The organism is Proteus sp. G2300 (assembly GCF_009915965.1).
Lineage (GTDB): Bacteria > Pseudomonadota > Gammaproteobacteria > Enterobacterales > Enterobacteriaceae > Proteus > Proteus vulgaris.
Genome location: NZ_JAABNK010000007.1, coordinates 103,015 through 118,685 on the forward strand (window position 1 = coordinate 103,015; position 15,671 = coordinate 118,685).

The window sequence follows — 15,671 nt, forward strand, 5'->3', positions numbered from 1 at the left end:
CCTATCCCACAGGAGGGATTATGAAACTGATGCGTACCACCCTGACTAGTGTCATTGCCGCTGCGTTTTCAATGACCGCTCTTTCTGCACAGGCAACGACCTCGCTGACTGGTGCTGGCGCAACGTTCCCTGCCCCGGTTTATGCTAAATGGGCAGATTCCTATCAGAAAGAAACGGGTAACAAAATTAACTACCAAGGCATTGGATCCTCTGGTGGTGTAAAACAGATTATTGCAAATACCGTTGATTTTGGTGCTTCTGATGCCCCATTAGCGGATGCTAAGTTACAAGCTGACGGTTTATTCCAGTTCCCAACCGTGATTGGTGGCGTTGTTATGGCTGTCAATATTCCGGGTATCAAATCAGGTGAACTGACCTTAGATGGCGATACTATTGGTAATATCTATTTAGGCAAAATCCAAAAATGGAACGACCCTGCCATCACAAAACTCAATCCAGGCGTAAAATTACCAGACCAGAATATCGCGGTTATTCGTCGCGCTGATGGTTCAGGTACATCATTCGTTTTCACTAGCTACTTATCCAAAGTCAATAACGCATGGAAAGACCAGGTAGGCGCAGGTTCTACGGTTAAATGGCCTACCGGTTTAGGTGGCAAAGGGAATGATGGTATTGCTGCATTTGTTCAGCGTGTACCAGGTTCAATTGGTTATGTTGAATATGCTTATGCCAAACAAAATAATCTTGCTTATACTAAATTAGTAACCGCTGATGGTGAAGTGATTGCACCAACGTCTGACAGCTTTAGTGCTGCGGCAAGAAAAATTGATTGGAGCAAAAGCTTTGCACAAGACCTGACTAACCAGAAAGGTGAAAATGCATGGCCAATTACTTCAACCACCTTTATCTTAGTGCATCAAAAACAACAAAATGCAGAAAAAGGTAAAGAAGTGCTGAATTTCTTCAACTGGGCTTATGACAAAGGTAATCAGGAAGCGAAAAACCTAGATTACGCAGTATTACCCGCAGAAGTTGTAGAACAAATTCGAGCTGCATGGAAAACAAGTATCAAAGACAGTAATGGTAAACCGATTTACTAATAAAATCGGCAACCATTAAGAGATAAGTTAACGTTCACCCCCTGCTAAACAGGGGGTAATAAATTAAAAGAGGCTTTATGGCCGAGCACACAACGGTAATAAAGGCCCCTAGTAAACGAGGGGACGTTATTTTCAGCGCACTAGTCCGTCTAGCTGCGTTGATTACGCTTTTGCTTTTAACAGGTATCATTGTTTCACTGATTTTTGCCTCATGGCCAAGTATTCAACAATTTGGTCTCTCGTTCTTATGGACGAAAGAGTGGGATCCGCCTGCTCAGGAATTTGGTGCGTTAGTGCCCATTTATGGCACCGTTGTAACGTCAATCATCGCACTGGTTATTGCCGTTCCTGTCAGCTTTGGTATCGCCCTTTTCCTCACTGAGTTAGCACCTAACTGGTTAAAACGCCCATTAGGTATTGCTATCGAGCTACTCGCTGCCATTCCAAGTATTGTTTATGGTATGTGGGGACTGTTTGTCTTCGCTCCATTGTTTGCAACTTATTTCCAAGAGCCTGTCGGTAATGTGCTTTCATCCATTCCTATTGTGGGTGAGCTATTCTCAGGCCCGGCTTTTGGTATTGGTATCTTAGCTGCAGGCGTCATCCTCGCTATCATGATCATTCCTTATATCGCTTCTGTTATGCGAGATGTGTTTGAACAAACACCAGTCATGATGAAAGAGTCCGCTTATGGCATTGGCTGTACAACATGGGAAGTGATTTGGAATATCGTTCTACCTTATACCCGTAATGGCGTCATTGGTGGTGTTATGTTGGGATTAGGTCGCGCTCTAGGTGAAACGATGGCGGTCACCTTTATCATCGGTAATACCTACCAATTAGATTCCGCATCGCTGTTTATGCCAGGTAACAGTATCACGTCTGCATTAGCCAACGAATTTGCAGAAGCAGAAACAGGATTACATACTGCGGCATTAATGGAATTAGGGCTTATCCTGTTTGTCATCACCTTTATTGTCCTTGCGATTTCTAAGTTTATGACATTACGTTTATCTAAGAATGAAGGAGCACGTTAATATGTCTAAACCCTCCTCTTCTTCATTACAAGTTCAAACAGAGAACGAACTGCGAGTACGTCATAAACGCCAACTTTGGCGTCGTCAAAAAAACCGTATCGCACTGTTCTTGTCTATTTCTACAATGGCATTTGGTCTTTTCTGGTTAACGTGGATTTTATTCTCCACCTTCACCAAAGGCTTTGATGGTATGTCATTAGCCCTTTTCACAGAGATGACTCCGCCACCTAATACGGAAGGTGGTGGATTAGCTAACGCCATTGTCGGTAGTGGATTATTGATTTTATGGGCAACGGTGATTGGAACACCACTTGGTATTCTTGCAGGGATTTATCTTGCTGAATATGGTCGTCGTTCATGGCTTGCTGAAACCACTCGTTTTATTAACGATATCTTGCTGTCAGCGCCATCAATTGTTGTCGGGCTCTTTGTCTACACCATTGTTGTCGCACAGATGCAGCACTTTTCAGGATGGGCAGGAATTATCGCATTAGCGTTACTGCAAATTCCTATCGTTATTCGCACCACTGAAAATATGTTGAAGTTAGTACCTGATAGCTTACGCGAAGCCGCTTATGCATTAGGAACACCAAAGTGGAAGATGATCTCTAAAATCACCTTAAAAGCCTCAGTATCAGGCATTATCACAGGTGTATTATTAGCGATTGCACGTATCGCAGGCGAAACTGCGCCACTGTTATTTACTTCACTATCAAATCAATTCTGGAGCACAGACTTAAATGAACCGATAGCTAACTTACCAGTGACTATCTTTAAGTTCGCCATGAGTCCTTTCGCAGAATGGCAAGAGCTTGCCTGGGCTGGCGTATTACTTATCACCCTCTGTGTTCTATTTATCAATATTATCGCGCGCGTGCTATTTGCTAAACGCAAGCACGGTTAACGCAGAAAGTTAAGCAAGAGAGAACGTTGAATGATTATGGCTAATGATAACGCAGGAAATAAAATCCAAGTTCGCGACTTGAACTTCTATTACGGTAAATTTCATGCGCTGAAAAATATCTCTTTAGATATTGCCAAAAATAAGGTGACAGCCTTTATCGGGCCTTCTGGTTGTGGCAAATCCACCTTACTGCGTACTTTTAATAAAATGTATGAGCTTTACGGCGAACAGCGTGCAGAAGGCGAAATTTTGCTAGATGGCAACAATATCTTGACTGATAAGCAAGATATCGCGCTATTACGTGCCAAAGTTGGTATGGTGTTCCAAAAACCAACACCTTTCCCGATGTCAATTTATGACAATATCGCTTTTGGTGTACGTTTATTCGAAAAATTGTCTCGCGCTGATATGGATGAACGTATTCAGTGGGCTTTGACTAAAGCCGCATTATGGAACGAAACCAAAGATAAATTACATCAGAGTGGATATAGTCTCTCTGGCGGTCAACAACAGCGTTTATGTATAGCACGCGGTATCGCTATTCGCCCTGAGGTTTTATTACTTGATGAGCCTTGTTCAGCGCTTGATCCAATTTCGACGGGTCGTATTGAGGAGCTTATCAGTGAGCTCAAATCAGAATATACCGTGGTTATCGTGACGCACAACATGCAACAAGCAGCACGTTGTTCTGATTACACTGCATTTATGTATTTAGGCGAATTAATTGAGTTTAGCGATACGGATACGTTATTTACGCGTCCTGCGAAAAAGCAAACTGAAGATTACATCACTGGGCGTTATGGCTGATAACGAGGCAATTAATGGATAATTTAAATCACAATAAGCATATTTCTGGTCAATTTAATGCTGAGTTAGAGCATATCCGCACTGAGCTGATGGTTATGGGGGGGCTTGTTGAAGAGCAACTAAAAAAAGCCGTTATGGCAATGCATAATCAAGACCAAGCATTAGCGAATGAAGTCATTCAAGGTGACCATAACGTCAATATGATGGAAGTAGCCATTGATGATGCGTGTATGCGAATTATTGCTAAACGTCAGCCAACCGCAAGTGACTTACGTTTAATTATGGCGATTTCAAAAACGATCGCTGAACTAGAGCGTATTGGTGATGTTGCTGAAAAAATCTGCAAAACAGCACTTGAAAAGTTTTCACATCAACATCAACCGCTGTTAGTAAGCTTAGAGTCTTTAGGCCAACATGCGATACAAATGCTTCATGATGTTTTAGATGCCTTTGCCCGTATGGATTTAGATGAAGCAGTACGTATCTATCGTGAAGACGCTAAAATTGATAACGAGTATGAAGGTATTGTTCGTCAATTAATGACTTATATGATGGAAGATCCTCGTACCATTCCTAGTGTACTCACAGCTCTATTTTGTGCACGTTCTATTGAGCGTATTGGTGACCGTTGTCAGAACATTTGTGAGTTTATTTTCTATTACGTAAAAGGTCATGATTTCCGCCACTTAGGAGGCGACCAAGTAGAAAAAATGCTAACACAAAGTGATGACAGCAATACCACTAAATAAATGTCTCTCTCATTTTTTATCTCTTACAAACAGCGACGCTTATGTCGCTGTTTTTTTATTCTTTTATAACTTGATCCTACTCTAGCTCAACACTTTTCCTCATCTTATTCCTTAAAAGCATATTCATATCAATTTTTATTATTTTATGAACTTAAATCAACTTGATAGCGTGATACCCAATATAACGATGATAATTCTTTTCTTTGGGGTGAATAATGAAACTACGTGTTTTGGCAACCGCATTAATTGCAGGCTCTGTGCTTTTCTCTGGTATTGCAAAAGCAGATAAACTTGATGATATAAAAAAAGCAGGTGTAGTACGTATCGCTATTTTTGACAGCAATCCTCCTTTTGGGTTTATTGATCCTCAAACCAAAAAGCTCGCAGGTTATGATGCGGATATCGCTAATGAAATAGCCAAAGATCTAGGTGTAAAACTGGAACTGCGTCCAACAAACCCAGCAAACCGTATTCCACTGTTAAGCTCTAAGAAAGTCGATTTAATCGCAGCTAACTTCACCATTACCGATGAACGCGCTAAGCAAGTTGACTTCTCTGTTCCTTACTTTGCAACCGGACAAAAATTTATTGCACGTAAAGGGGTTTTAACTAACCCAGAACAAATTCACTCACTGCGTATTGGTGCAGATAAAGGTACTGTTCAAGAAATCACATTACGTGAACGCTATCCTGACACCAAAGTTATCTCTTATGACGATACACCACTGGCTTTCGCTGCATTACGTAACGGTAATGTACAAGCCATCACACAAGATGATGCAAAATTAGTCGGCTTATTAGCAAATCTTCCTGATGCCATAAAAGCAGATTTTGAGGTGTCATCATTTAGTATCACCCGTGAATACCAAGCAGTTGCAGCAGCTAAAGGTGAAGAGCGCTTAATTAACGAAATCAATAACACCCTATTAAGATTGGAAAAAGAAGGTAAAGCAGACGAGATCTACAATCGTTGGTTTGGCCCTGAAACAAAATCAGCTCAACCTCGTGGGGACTTTAAATTTGCGCCATTATCCGAGCAAACACCACAATCTTAATCTTTAAAGCGTAATAACTTTCTTCTTTCATCAAAATAAAGTTATTCCTTTACTAAAACACCTACCCCGCTTTTGCGGGGTTTGGTGTCTACAATAGGCCTATTATATGTTTGAGCAATTTCTATCACATTACCTTCTTGAGCCACACTATTTAAGTTGGCTTTGGAGTGGTTTTTTAATCACCTTGCTTATCTCTTTTTGGACTATTGTCATTGCAACATTAATGAGCTTTGCCCTTAGTGCTGCAAGAGATAGCACTTTTGCATCATTACGCTGGTTAGCCACGGCTTATATATCGCTATTTCGTAATACTCCACTGTTAGTGCAGTTGTTCTTTTGGTATTTCGCATCCGGAGAAATTCTGCCACTAAGCGCCATGATATGGCTAAACACGCCTCATGAGATTGCATTTTTAGGTGTAACGCTTTCTTGGCCTTCTTTTGAATTTTTAGCGGGCATTGTGGGTCTGACATTTTATTCAACGCCATTTATTGCCGAAGAGCTAAGAGCCGGTATTCAAGGCGTTAAACAAGGGCAAAAATATGCTTCTTTGGCATTAGGTTTAACACAATGGCAATCTATGCGTTATGTGATCCTACCTCAAGCCTTTCGTATTGCTCTACCCCCTTTGCTAGGTCAATACATGAATGTGATAAAAAACTCATCACTGACTATGGCTATTGGTGTTGCAGAGCTTTCTTACGCATCAAGACAAGTCGAAACAGAATCACTACGTACCTTTGAAGCCTTTGGTGTTGCAACGGTTCTCTATATTGCAGCAATCGCATTGATGGAAGCTTGGGGACAATGGCATCAGCAACGTAAATTAGCACAAGGATATTAAGATGGATTTTACTGTTATTGCTGATAACTGGCAGTACTTACTCTTTGGTGCTTATCCTGATGGACCTTTAGAAGGTGCTACACTGACCGTCTTTATCAGTATCATTGCAGGTATTGCATCAATTATTTTGGGTACATTAGGTGGCATTGCTTTGGCTATGCTCAGAGGTATCTGGGTTAACCTTTTCGCAGCTTTTTTAGGTTTTTTCCGCGCTATTCCTGTCATTATGTTGATATTTTGGGTCTATTTTTTATTGCCCGTTGTATTGGGGATGGAAATACCTGAAATCACCACCGTAATTTGTGCATTGACTTTAATTACATCGTCTTATATTGCGCATGGCGTTAAAGCAGGTATTTTAGCGATTGGAAAAGGACAATGGCAGGCAGGGTTATCGTTAGGCTTTAATCGCTGGCAAGTGCTATGGCATATCGTATTGCCGCAAGCATTACGCATGATGGTGCCTTCATTTATTAATCAATGGATAGCCTTAATTAAAGATACTTCATTAGCTTATGTGGTGGGTGTAGGTGAACTTTCGTTCTTAGCAACACAAGTTAATAACCGTAGCATGGTTTATCCAATGGAAGTCTTTCTGTTCGTTGCATTTATTTATTTTATTCTCTGTTTCTCATTAGAAATTATTGCCAATAGAGTGGCTAAATTATTTTCAACACCAAAAGAAAAGCGCCCTTTTTGGCAGATGGTGTTGCCGTTTAGAAAAAAATATTTTACTGAAAAAAGTTTAGGCTAATAATATAACTAGGCTAAAGTAATTTAGCCTTTTTATTATATTCGGATAACAATATAAAAATAAACAAATTATAATAATGTCCTGATTAAAATAGCCAATTAAACACACGTTAAATTTAATTAAAATAAAGAAAAGTTAATATAAATAAAATCTTATTTTATTTATCCTATTTGTTTAACTCTTTTTTTATTACACTATATACTGAATAAAAATTAATAAACTAGTATTTTATTCAGTCCCAATAAAAGATATTTAAACTAGATTAAAAATTAAAGGATAGATGATGTCTCATTTAATTTATTTAACCTTAGAAGGATCTAAGCACGGCTTAATTTCGTCAGGTTGCTCAACGCAAGATTCCATCGGTAACCGTTATCAAAAAGGTCACGAAGATGAAATTCAAGTTCTTAGTTTAAATCATTCAATAACACGTAATCAGAATACATCTCCTCAACCTGTTCAGATTGTAAAACCAATAGATAAAGCATCCCCATTACTTGTAGCAGCAATTGATAGTAATGAAGTATTAAAAGCTAAATTTACTTTTTTTAGAACTTCAGCAAATGGTCAACTTGAAAAGTTCTATGAGATTAAGTTAACAGAAGCGTCAATTATTGATATTTCCTGTGTGTATCCTAACTCAGTAAATGATCACGAATCGATGCCTTATGAAAGAATACAATTGAAATATCAATCTATTGCATAGAGCCATTTATCTGCAAACACCTCCTCCTATAGTATTAGTAAAGATAACGTATTATAAATAAAATCAAAAGCTATGCTATTAACAGCATAGCTTTGATAATGTAATTTATCTATTAAATAACATACATAACTAATTGTCAGAGTAATAACATTAATGACACATTTTTAGCGATCTAACATAAAGATTAGATTCTGTAAAATTGTTTTTTTATAGATAAAATAACCTTGAGAAAGTAGATCTCTTTCAACATAGTTAGAAAAGAAAAAGCTAAAAAATGCACCCAAAATAAAAACAATGAAAAAAACACCATTAAATTTTGACTTCCTTCCATTGGTCTATTTTTTATAGCAACAGAAACCAATAAATAAAGAAAATAAAATATAGTAGGTATAATAAATAAAAAAATCCGATGTTTAAATGAAAATCTAATTTTTTCAGCAAGAGAAAAATAATTAATATAACTTTCTATAGAGAGATACATTCCTATAGAAAAAATAATGAAAAGAACACCTGATACCAAATGCTAATATTTTTTATCGTTAATTAAATAACATGTTGCATTCAGATATTTTCTAACAGAAGGTTCTCCAGAAAGATTTATATACCTATTACCATCTTTGCCAACATATTCAGTTGCAACAGTACCAATATTTTTTAACTCTACAATAAGTTTAATAACTACTAAACTATCATTGATATTACCTGCAAAATTTGACATAAAATCCGTATAACCAAAAATTGTATTTTTCCATCGTTTATAGGGATTTGGGTCTGTTAAAACATAAAGAAAATAAGCTCCTTCCTCAGCGGTTAATAATGCATAAATTTCTTCATTTTCACTAAGTTGTCGCCTTAGTTCTACATATTTATACTCATCTCGCTCCCAATAAGTTGGCTTACCATCGAAAGTATTATGCAGTGATAATCCTTTAGTTAACTCTATTTCTTCTGCTCATTACTCCACATCCATTTCCCCTACTCCTTTTTTCTTTTATTCAAAGAAATAAAAATAAACACCACATATAATCATTAATATACCTTAACATTTAAGTTTAAAAAACAAAGATTTTTTTAATCAAAATACATACCTATTTTCATCCGAAAATTAAAACAACCTATTATCAATTGATGTTTATTTTAGAATATATTTCTAAAATATTTAATATAAAACATCAAAACTACGAGATCCTTTTTAACAATAAGTTTCACACTTATTCTTATATTTTAATGACAATACATTTTTCATTGAACCTTTCCTCTCTTATCCGTATTTTATTTCTCATTGACGCAATCGATTACTTTTTTAGGTGCAGTTATTGTTTTATTTGTGTAGGATAAAGCGAAAAACATTTTTTTTGGGATCTTTTGTCTATGAGCATGTCATCACCAAATTCTGATTCACAGGGTTTGCTCCAACGCCTGTTTAAGCTACAAGAACACGGCACAAACGCTCGCACCGAACTGATTGCGGGTATCACGACTTTCTTAACGATGGTTTATATTATCTTCGTTAACCCTCAAATCCTTGCAGCTGCCAATATGGATATCAAAGCCGTCTTCGTGACGACCTGCTTAATTGCGGCTTTCGGCAGTATTTTAATGGGATTAGTAGCAAATTTACCTATTGCCGTTGCACCCGCGATGGGCCTAAACGCCTTCTTTGCCTTTGTGGTTGTTGGCGCAATGGGGTATTCATGGGAAGTCGCTATGGGGGCGATTTTCTGGGGGGCTGTAGGTCTATTTTTACTGACCCTTTTTCGTATTCGTTACTGGATAATCGCCCATATTCCACTGAGTCTTCGAGTGGGGATTACTAGCGGTATCGGTCTTTTTATCGCCATGATGGGCTTAAAAAATTCCGGTATTATTATTCCTAACAACGATACCATCGTCACTATCGGTAATTTTGCTTCTCATAATGTGTTATTAGGTGCTTTAGGCTTCTTTATTATTGCCATTCTTGCCGCACGTAATATTCATGCAGCCATCCTTATTTCTATTGTTATCACTACCGTTATTGGCCTTATTTTAGGTGATGTACAATATCAAGGTATCTTTGCTATGCCACCGTCTATCACCACTGTAGTCGGTAAAGTGGATATTGTTGGTGCGTTAGATATTGGTCTTTCTGGCGTTATTTTTGCCTTTATGTTGGTTAACTTATTTGACTCTTCTGGCACATTAATTGGTGTGACAGATAAAGCAGGCTTAACGGATGAGAAAGGCAAGTTTCCACGAATGAAACAAGCGTTATACGTCGATAGCTTAAGTTCTGTTGCAGGCTCTGCAATGGGAACATCTTCTGTTACTGCCTTTATTGAAAGTACTTCAGGGGTTTCAGTCGGTGGACGTACCGGTTTAACTGCGGTTGTTGTGGGTATTCTTTTCTTACTTGCTATTTTTTTATCACCACTTGCAGGTATGGTGCCAAGCTACGCAACGGCTGGTGCATTAATTTATGTGGGTGTATTAATGACCTCAAGCCTTACACGCGTGAAATGGGATGATTTAACAGAATCCGTGCCTGCCTTTATCACTGCAGTCATGATGCCATTTAGTTTCTCAATCACCGAAGGTATCGCGCTTGGCTTCATTGCTTATTGTGTAATGAAAGTAGGGACTTTCCGCTGGAAAGAAATTAACCTGTGTGTTGTGATTGTTTCACTGCTGTTTATTTTAAAAATATTACTGATTGATACTCATGTTATTGATTTAAATTCTTTATTTTAATATTCAATAAATCAGAGTAATCATAATAACGAACAAAACGGCACAGATAAGTGCCGTTTTTTATAAGAAAAGAGGTGATCATGCACGTTCTTCTACAAGTCGATTTCCCTTATCAGGGCCCTTTTGGTGATGAAATGACACAAACTATGGATACATTATCTTCATCAATTAACCAAGAGCCCGGTTTTATATGGAAAATTTGGACTGAAAATAAAGAGACACAAAAAGCAGGTGGTATTTACCTTTTTACTTCGAAAGAAGAGGCTCTCGCTTATCTAGAGAAACACCGTACCCGTTTAAAATCTTTTGGTATTCCAGAAGTGCGTGGGGAAATTTTCTCAGTGAATCAGGCCTTAAGTTTACAAAACCAAGCTTCTTTTCTGTCAAAATAATAAAAAAGCACAAGTGTTATCTGTCACTTGTGCTGTTTAACAGCATAATAATTACGCTTTTGACGGCAATAATAACCCAAAAATAGCAGAGTCTGATACTTCATCACCTACTACCCAACGCTGTTTAAGATACCCTTCTTGTTCAAAACCCAATTTCGCTAATAAAGCAGCTGATGCCTTATTATCAGGATGAATATCCGCTTCTAAACGACGAACCGCTAAATGTGTTTGAAGATAATCAATAAATGCGACCATGGCTTCCTTCATGATCCCTTTGCCTTGATAAGCCATATCAAGGCAATACCCAACCTCCCCTCGTCGAGAACTCGGATAATGATTAAAGAAAACACACATCCCCATTAATGCATTTGTCTCTTTGTCTATCACCGCTAAACGCAGATACTCTTTTCTTTCCATATGCGTAATATCTTGAATGATATCTTGTTGCGCTTCTTGAAGTGATTGCCAAGGAAGGTGGCTCCAGTAACGTGTGACTTCAGGTGAACGCATAATATTAAACCAATCTTCAGCATCACCCATTTCAAAGGGACGCAAAATCAATCTAGGGGTTTCAACCTGAATATCAGCATAACGCATTTTCTACTTTTCCTTATGAGTGTTTGGAGCCACAAATGCAATACAAACGGGCTCTGCAATAGCATTTGGCTCAGCACGAAACATTATCTCTTGAGTATCAGCTATTTTTAAACTCGGCCAGTACTTTAATCCTTTATCAAAAGAGGCTTTTTCACAGTAATAGCCGACTTCGCTGATCAATACGACGCCTTTTTCTTCTAATTGTTGAAGCGTGATATAACGATTATAGATATTAGGTGGTTGTACATTCTCTTCTAATATCCACGGTTGCGAAGATAGAGGCCTATCTTTACCATAAAAAGTCACCCATTCATGCATATATTCGCCTCCCACATACGCTAATGGCGTGTGATAATGTTGATGCCAAGCTTGCTCAACATCTTGCACAAATGTTTTGATACCAATAAACTTTTGACCCGCATTACGCACATTAGCAGCTTGTACGACGGTATAGCCAGAAACAACTAACATGCCAAAAACACCTAAACCATACAATACACCACGCAATGAGCGCTTAGGCATGACACTGATTGAACCCACAAAAAGCGCCGTCGCTATCGACACAAATGGCTGTAACCACTCAGTGATACGACCACCTTCATGAAAGCTAAACCAAGTAAAAATAATCGCTAATGGAAATAACAAAATAAAATTCAGCAATTGACTATCTTGAGATGCAGACCAACTTAATCGACCACCATAAAGGCGCAATATTCCCCACATCAAAATAACGGGATAAAAAACTGTCAATGCTGCACGAGTCGTACGCAAATTAAAACGGCTTTCTATTTGAGAATCGACCCATTTAAATGCAGCAAAATCGGTTTGCCATAACCAAATAAAATTAGGGATAACAAAAGCAAGCCAAATCGCAATAGCCACATAAAAATAAGGTGACCGATAACTCACTCGCACTTTAGGTACAAATAGACTCAATAAAAAGACAGAGCCCATAAAAGCTAGTGATGAATATTTTCCCATAGTGGCAATGCCCATAACAATGGCAAAGCCAATCCAATATTTTTGATTGTCATTAATTGCGCAAAGGAAAAAATAAAGTGCCCAAGCCCAGCAACCGACTAGAATATAGTTATCGTTATAAGGGATAATATCAAAATTGATAATGCCAGATAAATTAAGCCCTAACATAGCAAACCATGCTAGATTAATGTTGCGTGTCAATTTATAAGCTAAATTCCAAACGCCCAATAACCCAATGGCAATCACAATAAAGTGGATAAAATACCAATAAAAGCTAAAATCGACACCGCCATAAATAGCAGGTGACATTATAAAACCTACAAACCAAGGATTTTTAGGAGAGCCCCAGCCCCCATTGGTTCCCCAATTGACCGCTTCTACGGCATCATAAGGTACCGTAGGATCAAAGAGATAGCTGACTAAGATCCAGAGTGTCGCATAGCCAATAACCCACCAATATACTGGTTTACGCAATTGCGCAGATGATAATGTCATAATAAATAGAAAGTTAAGTTGATTAATTTAGTTTTATCATTAGAGAAAGTCACAATACCGTAAAGTATAGTGAAATGAACCGCACATTGTACGTGAGCAAAAATTAAATTGTCTTAAATTTGCGCTTTTATTGAAAATTTGTTTCTGATAGATTGCGCAACCAAGAAGATCACTATCGAGTTACCATTATGAATATGATTAAAAGAAAGCCCGCCACAGCTAAAACACGTAAAAAATCACGTGAAGAGCTGAACGCGGAAGGACGTGAACGTAAACGTCAAAAGAAACACCGTGGCAATCCTGCCGGTAACCGTCAGCAGGAAGCGGAAAATAAACAGCAAGCTAAAAATACAGCGCCGAAAGATCCACGCATTGGTAGCAAAAAACCCATCCCTCTAATTGTGGGTGATGCACCAAAAGTTGCGAAGAAAAAACCTGCGCCAGCCAAAGTAGAACCTGTTCGTTTAACACCAGAACAAGAATTAGACTTGTTAGAAAACGATGCACGTTTAGATGAATTACTATCTCGTCTTGAAAACGGTGAAAAACTTAACGCTGAAGAACAGGCTTATACTGAAAAAACCCTTGATCGTATTGACGAATTAATGGTTGAACTGGGTATTGAGTTTGAAGATGATGACGATGAAGAAAAAACAGAAGACATCATGCAATTACTGAAAGGTAAATAATCAAAAGGCTAATCATTCGCCTTAATTACCTTATATCCAACAGATATCAATAATTTATTGATATCTGTTGTTTTTTATCAAGACACCTCTTCTCTACTTTTCATGCTCTCATATCATCAACGATAGGTTAAATACCCCTCTCAAGCTCAGATAACTCTATCTATTCCTCTTTTGTTATCCCTGATATCCTATTTTTCTATCTTTTATATACGAGTGATAAAAAATATGGATAACAGACAGCAGTACTTAGATATCGCAGCCGGGCAAGGAGAAAAAGTGCCCTCTCGTATAGTGGCTTTCCCTGCCCAGCCACTAAACTATGCGCTTATTGAACAACGCCTAGAAGAACAAACGGATTATACTGACGGTGAAATCAATTATTTGAGTGAAAATATTGATGATGGTTTTTTTTATCGTTGCCAACATGGTGATGCTGAATTACATTTTTTTGTCTGCCTTTACCCTCGCGATGAAAATTATGAAATACGTCCAATGTATTCAACAGATGAACTCACACCACAACGCTTAGCGCACGCGAATGCCACAACCCAAGATTTATTATTAGAAACACTCTTTACTGAGACGTTACATCCTTTAGCAAGTTACCGCCATCAACTGAATTTTCTAAACATTATCGCGCCTGAAATGGTTTTGGCATTAGATGAATCCGCAGCAGGTAAAGCCTTAACACCAGAATGGATCCGCTTCCAACTAGAAACACCCGATCTTTATCCCGAAGTAGAAAGTCTGTATGTTATTCATGCTGTTTATGATACAGAAAACGATCCACCCACCATGTTCTGGTTCCATACTCATGGATTAGCGCGTTGTGGCTTAACTGAAGTTGATTTAGTGATCCCAAGTATGCTGGAATCTTACTACGGCATTCCCGATCTTTTCCGTTGTTTTGTCAATAACAGTATCAATCATCGCCAGATTGAATTTGCAGAGCCAATGCTTTGTGGACAAACATCTTCAGGATTAGAATACCTTGTTGCCTTACCTTTTGAAGAGGGTATCCGCCATGTCAATCAATCGACGCCTCTTGATAGCCTTAGACCTTTAGAAGAGATGCGTTACGACATCGAAGGGGCACCAAATGGTATTTTCTTGGGTGATTTAGCCGATCGCGATGAATATCATCAACATCCATCTTCCATGCTATTTAGAACCAATGAAGAAAACCCAGTTTTAGAAACCTTCTTTAGAGGTTATGAAGAACAACAAGCGATGATGCTACTGCGCAGTAATGAAGAAACCTACGAGATGTCTGAAAAAGCCAAGCGACGCTGGGAATACTTCGTTTCTATGTTTGATAACTACAATCAACCGCCTGTTGAGAAAAAAAGTGGTTTCCTCTCTAAGTTATTAGGAAAAGACAAACCTGAAGAGACCGAAAACCCTTGGCAGTTTATGATCAAGTTCGGTATTCCTTATGGTGAAGGGGAAGAAAAAGAGCTAGAGCATATGTGGTTTGTACCACAATCTCGTGATGGAGATACCATTTATGCCAAACTACTCAATGTGCCATTTTATGTTGAAGAGATGCAAGAAGGTGAAATCTATCCCATTAATACAGACTTAATGACTGACTGGATGGTTTCCTATGAAGAGAATAGTTATACCCCAAACAATATTTACCAACTTTTTAGCCATCAGCAAACGCACTAATTAGCTAACGATTTCGCCATTCTAATGCGAGTACCTCATTTAAAATAACGAGAGACTCGCTTTTCTACTTCCTATGAAATCTACGTTCATCTTGTAACCCGTTAACATCATTAATTGATTGTTATTTTGTTGCTACATTGACATTTCAACTCTTCACATTTTGTTTTTGTCTAGTAACAGATGAATCAAACAGCCTAAT

The 15,671-nt window shown here is 38.2% G+C and carries 16 protein-coding genes and 1 pseudogene; 13 read left to right on the forward strand and 4 right to left on the reverse strand.

Annotation, left to right across the window (positions count from 1 at the left end):
• The first annotated feature begins 20 nt into the window (after positions 1–20).
• The 9 genes from pstS to GWI97_RS05765 all read left to right on the forward strand — a co-directional run bounded on the left by pstS (position 21) and on the right by GWI97_RS05765 (position 7,917).
• A complete protein-coding gene (gene pstS / locus GWI97_RS05725; protein ID WP_036933797.1) occupies positions 21–1,061 on the forward strand; it encodes a phosphate ABC transporter substrate-binding protein PstS in 1,041 nt (346 codons plus the stop codon).
• A 77-nt stretch (positions 1,062–1,138) separates the two neighbouring features.
• Positions 1,139–2,098, forward strand: coding sequence for a phosphate ABC transporter permease PstC (pstC, locus tag GWI97_RS05730; RefSeq protein ID WP_036933795.1), 960 nt, complete (start codon positions 1,139–1,141; stop codon positions 2,096–2,098).
• A 1-nt stretch (position 2,099) separates the two neighbouring features.
• Complete coding sequence (gene pstA, locus GWI97_RS05735; RefSeq protein ID WP_036933793.1) at positions 2,100–3,002, forward strand: phosphate ABC transporter permease PstA; 903 nt, start codon at positions 2,100–2,102, stop codon at positions 3,000–3,002.
• Positions 3,003–3,032: 30 nt separating this feature from the next.
• On the forward strand, positions 3,033–3,809 hold the full coding sequence (pstB, locus tag GWI97_RS05740) for a phosphate ABC transporter ATP-binding protein PstB (RefSeq protein WP_161751871.1): 777 nt from the start codon (positions 3,033–3,035) through the stop codon (positions 3,807–3,809).
• A 14-nt stretch (positions 3,810–3,823) separates the two neighbouring features.
• Positions 3,824–4,558: a phosphate signaling complex protein PhoU gene (gene phoU, locus GWI97_RS05745; protein WP_036933791.1), complete on the forward strand. Its 735-nt coding sequence runs from the start codon at positions 3,824–3,826 to the stop codon at positions 4,556–4,558.
• A gap of 215 nt (positions 4,559–4,773) precedes the next feature.
• On the forward strand, positions 4,774–5,613 hold the full coding sequence (locus GWI97_RS05750) for an ABC transporter substrate-binding protein (protein ID WP_036933789.1): 840 nt from the start codon (positions 4,774–4,776) through the stop codon (positions 5,611–5,613).
• Between the two features lie 106 nt (positions 5,614–5,719).
• Positions 5,720–6,457 carry an amino acid ABC transporter permease gene (locus tag GWI97_RS05755; protein ID WP_087803707.1) on the forward strand — a complete coding sequence of 246 codons (738 nt, stop codon included), beginning with the start codon at positions 5,720–5,722 and terminating at the stop codon, positions 6,455–6,457.
• Position 6,458: 1 nt separating this feature from the next.
• Positions 6,459–7,211: an amino acid ABC transporter permease gene (locus GWI97_RS05760; protein WP_161751872.1), complete on the forward strand. Its 753-nt coding sequence runs from the start codon at positions 6,459–6,461 to the stop codon at positions 7,209–7,211.
• A 283-nt stretch (positions 7,212–7,494) separates the two neighbouring features.
• On the forward strand, positions 7,495–7,917 hold the full coding sequence (locus GWI97_RS05765) for an Hcp family type VI secretion system effector (protein ID WP_161751878.1): 423 nt from the start codon (positions 7,495–7,497) through the stop codon (positions 7,915–7,917).
• A 164-nt stretch (positions 7,918–8,081) separates the two neighbouring features.
• Here the strand turns inward: GWI97_RS05765 and GWI97_RS18580 are convergent.
• Together GWI97_RS18580 and GWI97_RS05775 are read right to left on the reverse strand one after the other, a co-directional pair.
• A pseudogene (locus tag GWI97_RS18580) lies at positions 8,082–8,225 on the reverse strand (hypothetical protein); the annotation flags it as partial.
• A gap of 215 nt (positions 8,226–8,440) precedes the next feature.
• Positions 8,441–8,635 (reverse strand): hypothetical protein, encoded by a 195-nt coding sequence (locus GWI97_RS05775; protein WP_161751874.1) that lies wholly within the window; start codon positions 8,633–8,635, stop codon positions 8,441–8,443.
• A gap of 659 nt (positions 8,636–9,294) precedes the next feature.
• Here GWI97_RS05775 and GWI97_RS05780 point away from each other — a divergent pair.
• Together GWI97_RS05780 and GWI97_RS05785 are read left to right on the forward strand one after the other, a co-directional pair.
• A complete protein-coding gene (locus tag GWI97_RS05780; protein WP_144242567.1) occupies positions 9,295–10,647 on the forward strand; it encodes an NCS2 family permease in 1,353 nt (450 codons plus the stop codon).
• Between the two features lie 80 nt (positions 10,648–10,727).
• Positions 10,728–11,039: a monooxygenase gene (locus tag GWI97_RS05785; RefSeq protein ID WP_036933781.1), complete on the forward strand. Its 312-nt coding sequence runs from the start codon at positions 10,728–10,730 to the stop codon at positions 11,037–11,039.
• A 51-nt stretch (positions 11,040–11,090) separates the two neighbouring features.
• On the opposite strand, the gene GWI97_RS05790 is transcribed toward GWI97_RS05785, so the two are convergent.
• Both GWI97_RS05790 and GWI97_RS05795 read right to left on the reverse strand, forming a co-directional pair.
• Positions 11,091–11,636, reverse strand: a complete 546-nt coding sequence (locus tag GWI97_RS05790) for a GNAT family N-acetyltransferase (RefSeq protein ID WP_036933780.1) — start codon at positions 11,634–11,636, stop codon at positions 11,091–11,093.
• A 3-nt stretch (positions 11,637–11,639) separates the two neighbouring features.
• On the reverse strand, positions 11,640–13,112 hold the full coding sequence (locus tag GWI97_RS05795) for a glycosyltransferase family 39 protein (RefSeq protein WP_036933779.1): 1,473 nt from the start codon (positions 13,110–13,112) through the stop codon (positions 11,640–11,642).
• A gap of 188 nt (positions 13,113–13,300) precedes the next feature.
• Here GWI97_RS05795 and yihI point away from each other — a divergent pair, with 188 nt between their 5' ends.
• Entirely contained in the window at positions 13,301–13,801 is a 501-nt protein-coding gene (yihI, locus tag GWI97_RS05800; protein ID WP_036933778.1) for a Der GTPase-activating protein YihI, read from the forward strand.
• Between the two features lie 225 nt (positions 13,802–14,026).
• Complete coding sequence (locus GWI97_RS05805; RefSeq protein WP_036933777.1) at positions 14,027–15,472, forward strand: DUF4026 domain-containing protein; 1,446 nt, start codon at positions 14,027–14,029, stop codon at positions 15,470–15,472.
• The last annotated feature ends 199 nt before the right edge of the window (positions 15,473–15,671 follow it).

What these genes read in the sequence shown, in the direction of transcription:
- pstS (WP_036933797.1), top strand. Translation starts at nt 21, where the DNA reads ATGAAACTGATGCGTACCACCCTGACTAGTGTCATTGCCGCTGCGTTT.
- pstC (WP_036933795.1), top strand. Translation starts at nt 1,139, where the DNA reads ATGGCCGAGCACACAACGGTAATAAAGGCCCCTAGTAAACGAGGGGAC.
- pstA (WP_036933793.1), top strand. Translation starts at nt 2,100, where the DNA reads ATGTCTAAACCCTCCTCTTCTTCATTACAAGTTCAAACAGAGAACGAA.
- pstB (WP_161751871.1), top strand. Translation starts at nt 3,033, where the DNA reads ATGATTATGGCTAATGATAACGCAGGAAATAAAATCCAAGTTCGCGAC.
- phoU (WP_036933791.1), top strand. Translation starts at nt 3,824, where the DNA reads ATGGATAATTTAAATCACAATAAGCATATTTCTGGTCAATTTAATGCT.
- GWI97_RS05750 (WP_036933789.1), top strand. Translation starts at nt 4,774, where the DNA reads ATGAAACTACGTGTTTTGGCAACCGCATTAATTGCAGGCTCTGTGCTT.
- GWI97_RS05755 (WP_087803707.1), top strand. Translation starts at nt 5,720, where the DNA reads ATGTTTGAGCAATTTCTATCACATTACCTTCTTGAGCCACACTATTTA.
- GWI97_RS05760 (WP_161751872.1), top strand. Translation starts at nt 6,459, where the DNA reads ATGGATTTTACTGTTATTGCTGATAACTGGCAGTACTTACTCTTTGGT.
- GWI97_RS05765 (WP_161751878.1), top strand. Translation starts at nt 7,495, where the DNA reads ATGTCTCATTTAATTTATTTAACCTTAGAAGGATCTAAGCACGGCTTA.
- GWI97_RS05775 (WP_161751874.1), bottom strand. Translation starts at nt 8,635, where the DNA reads ATGTCAAATTTTGCAGGTAATATCAATGATAGTTTAGTAGTTATTAAA.
- GWI97_RS05780 (WP_144242567.1), top strand. Translation starts at nt 9,295, where the DNA reads ATGTCATCACCAAATTCTGATTCACAGGGTTTGCTCCAACGCCTGTTT.
- GWI97_RS05785 (WP_036933781.1), top strand. Translation starts at nt 10,728, where the DNA reads ATGCACGTTCTTCTACAAGTCGATTTCCCTTATCAGGGCCCTTTTGGT.
- GWI97_RS05790 (WP_036933780.1), bottom strand. Translation starts at nt 11,636, where the DNA reads ATGCGTTATGCTGATATTCAGGTTGAAACCCCTAGATTGATTTTGCGT.
- GWI97_RS05795 (WP_036933779.1), bottom strand. Translation starts at nt 13,112, where the DNA reads ATGACATTATCATCTGCGCAATTGCGTAAACCAGTATATTGGTGGGTT.
- yihI (WP_036933778.1), top strand. Translation starts at nt 13,301, where the DNA reads ATGAATATGATTAAAAGAAAGCCCGCCACAGCTAAAACACGTAAAAAA.
- GWI97_RS05805 (WP_036933777.1), top strand. Translation starts at nt 14,027, where the DNA reads ATGGATAACAGACAGCAGTACTTAGATATCGCAGCCGGGCAAGGAGAA.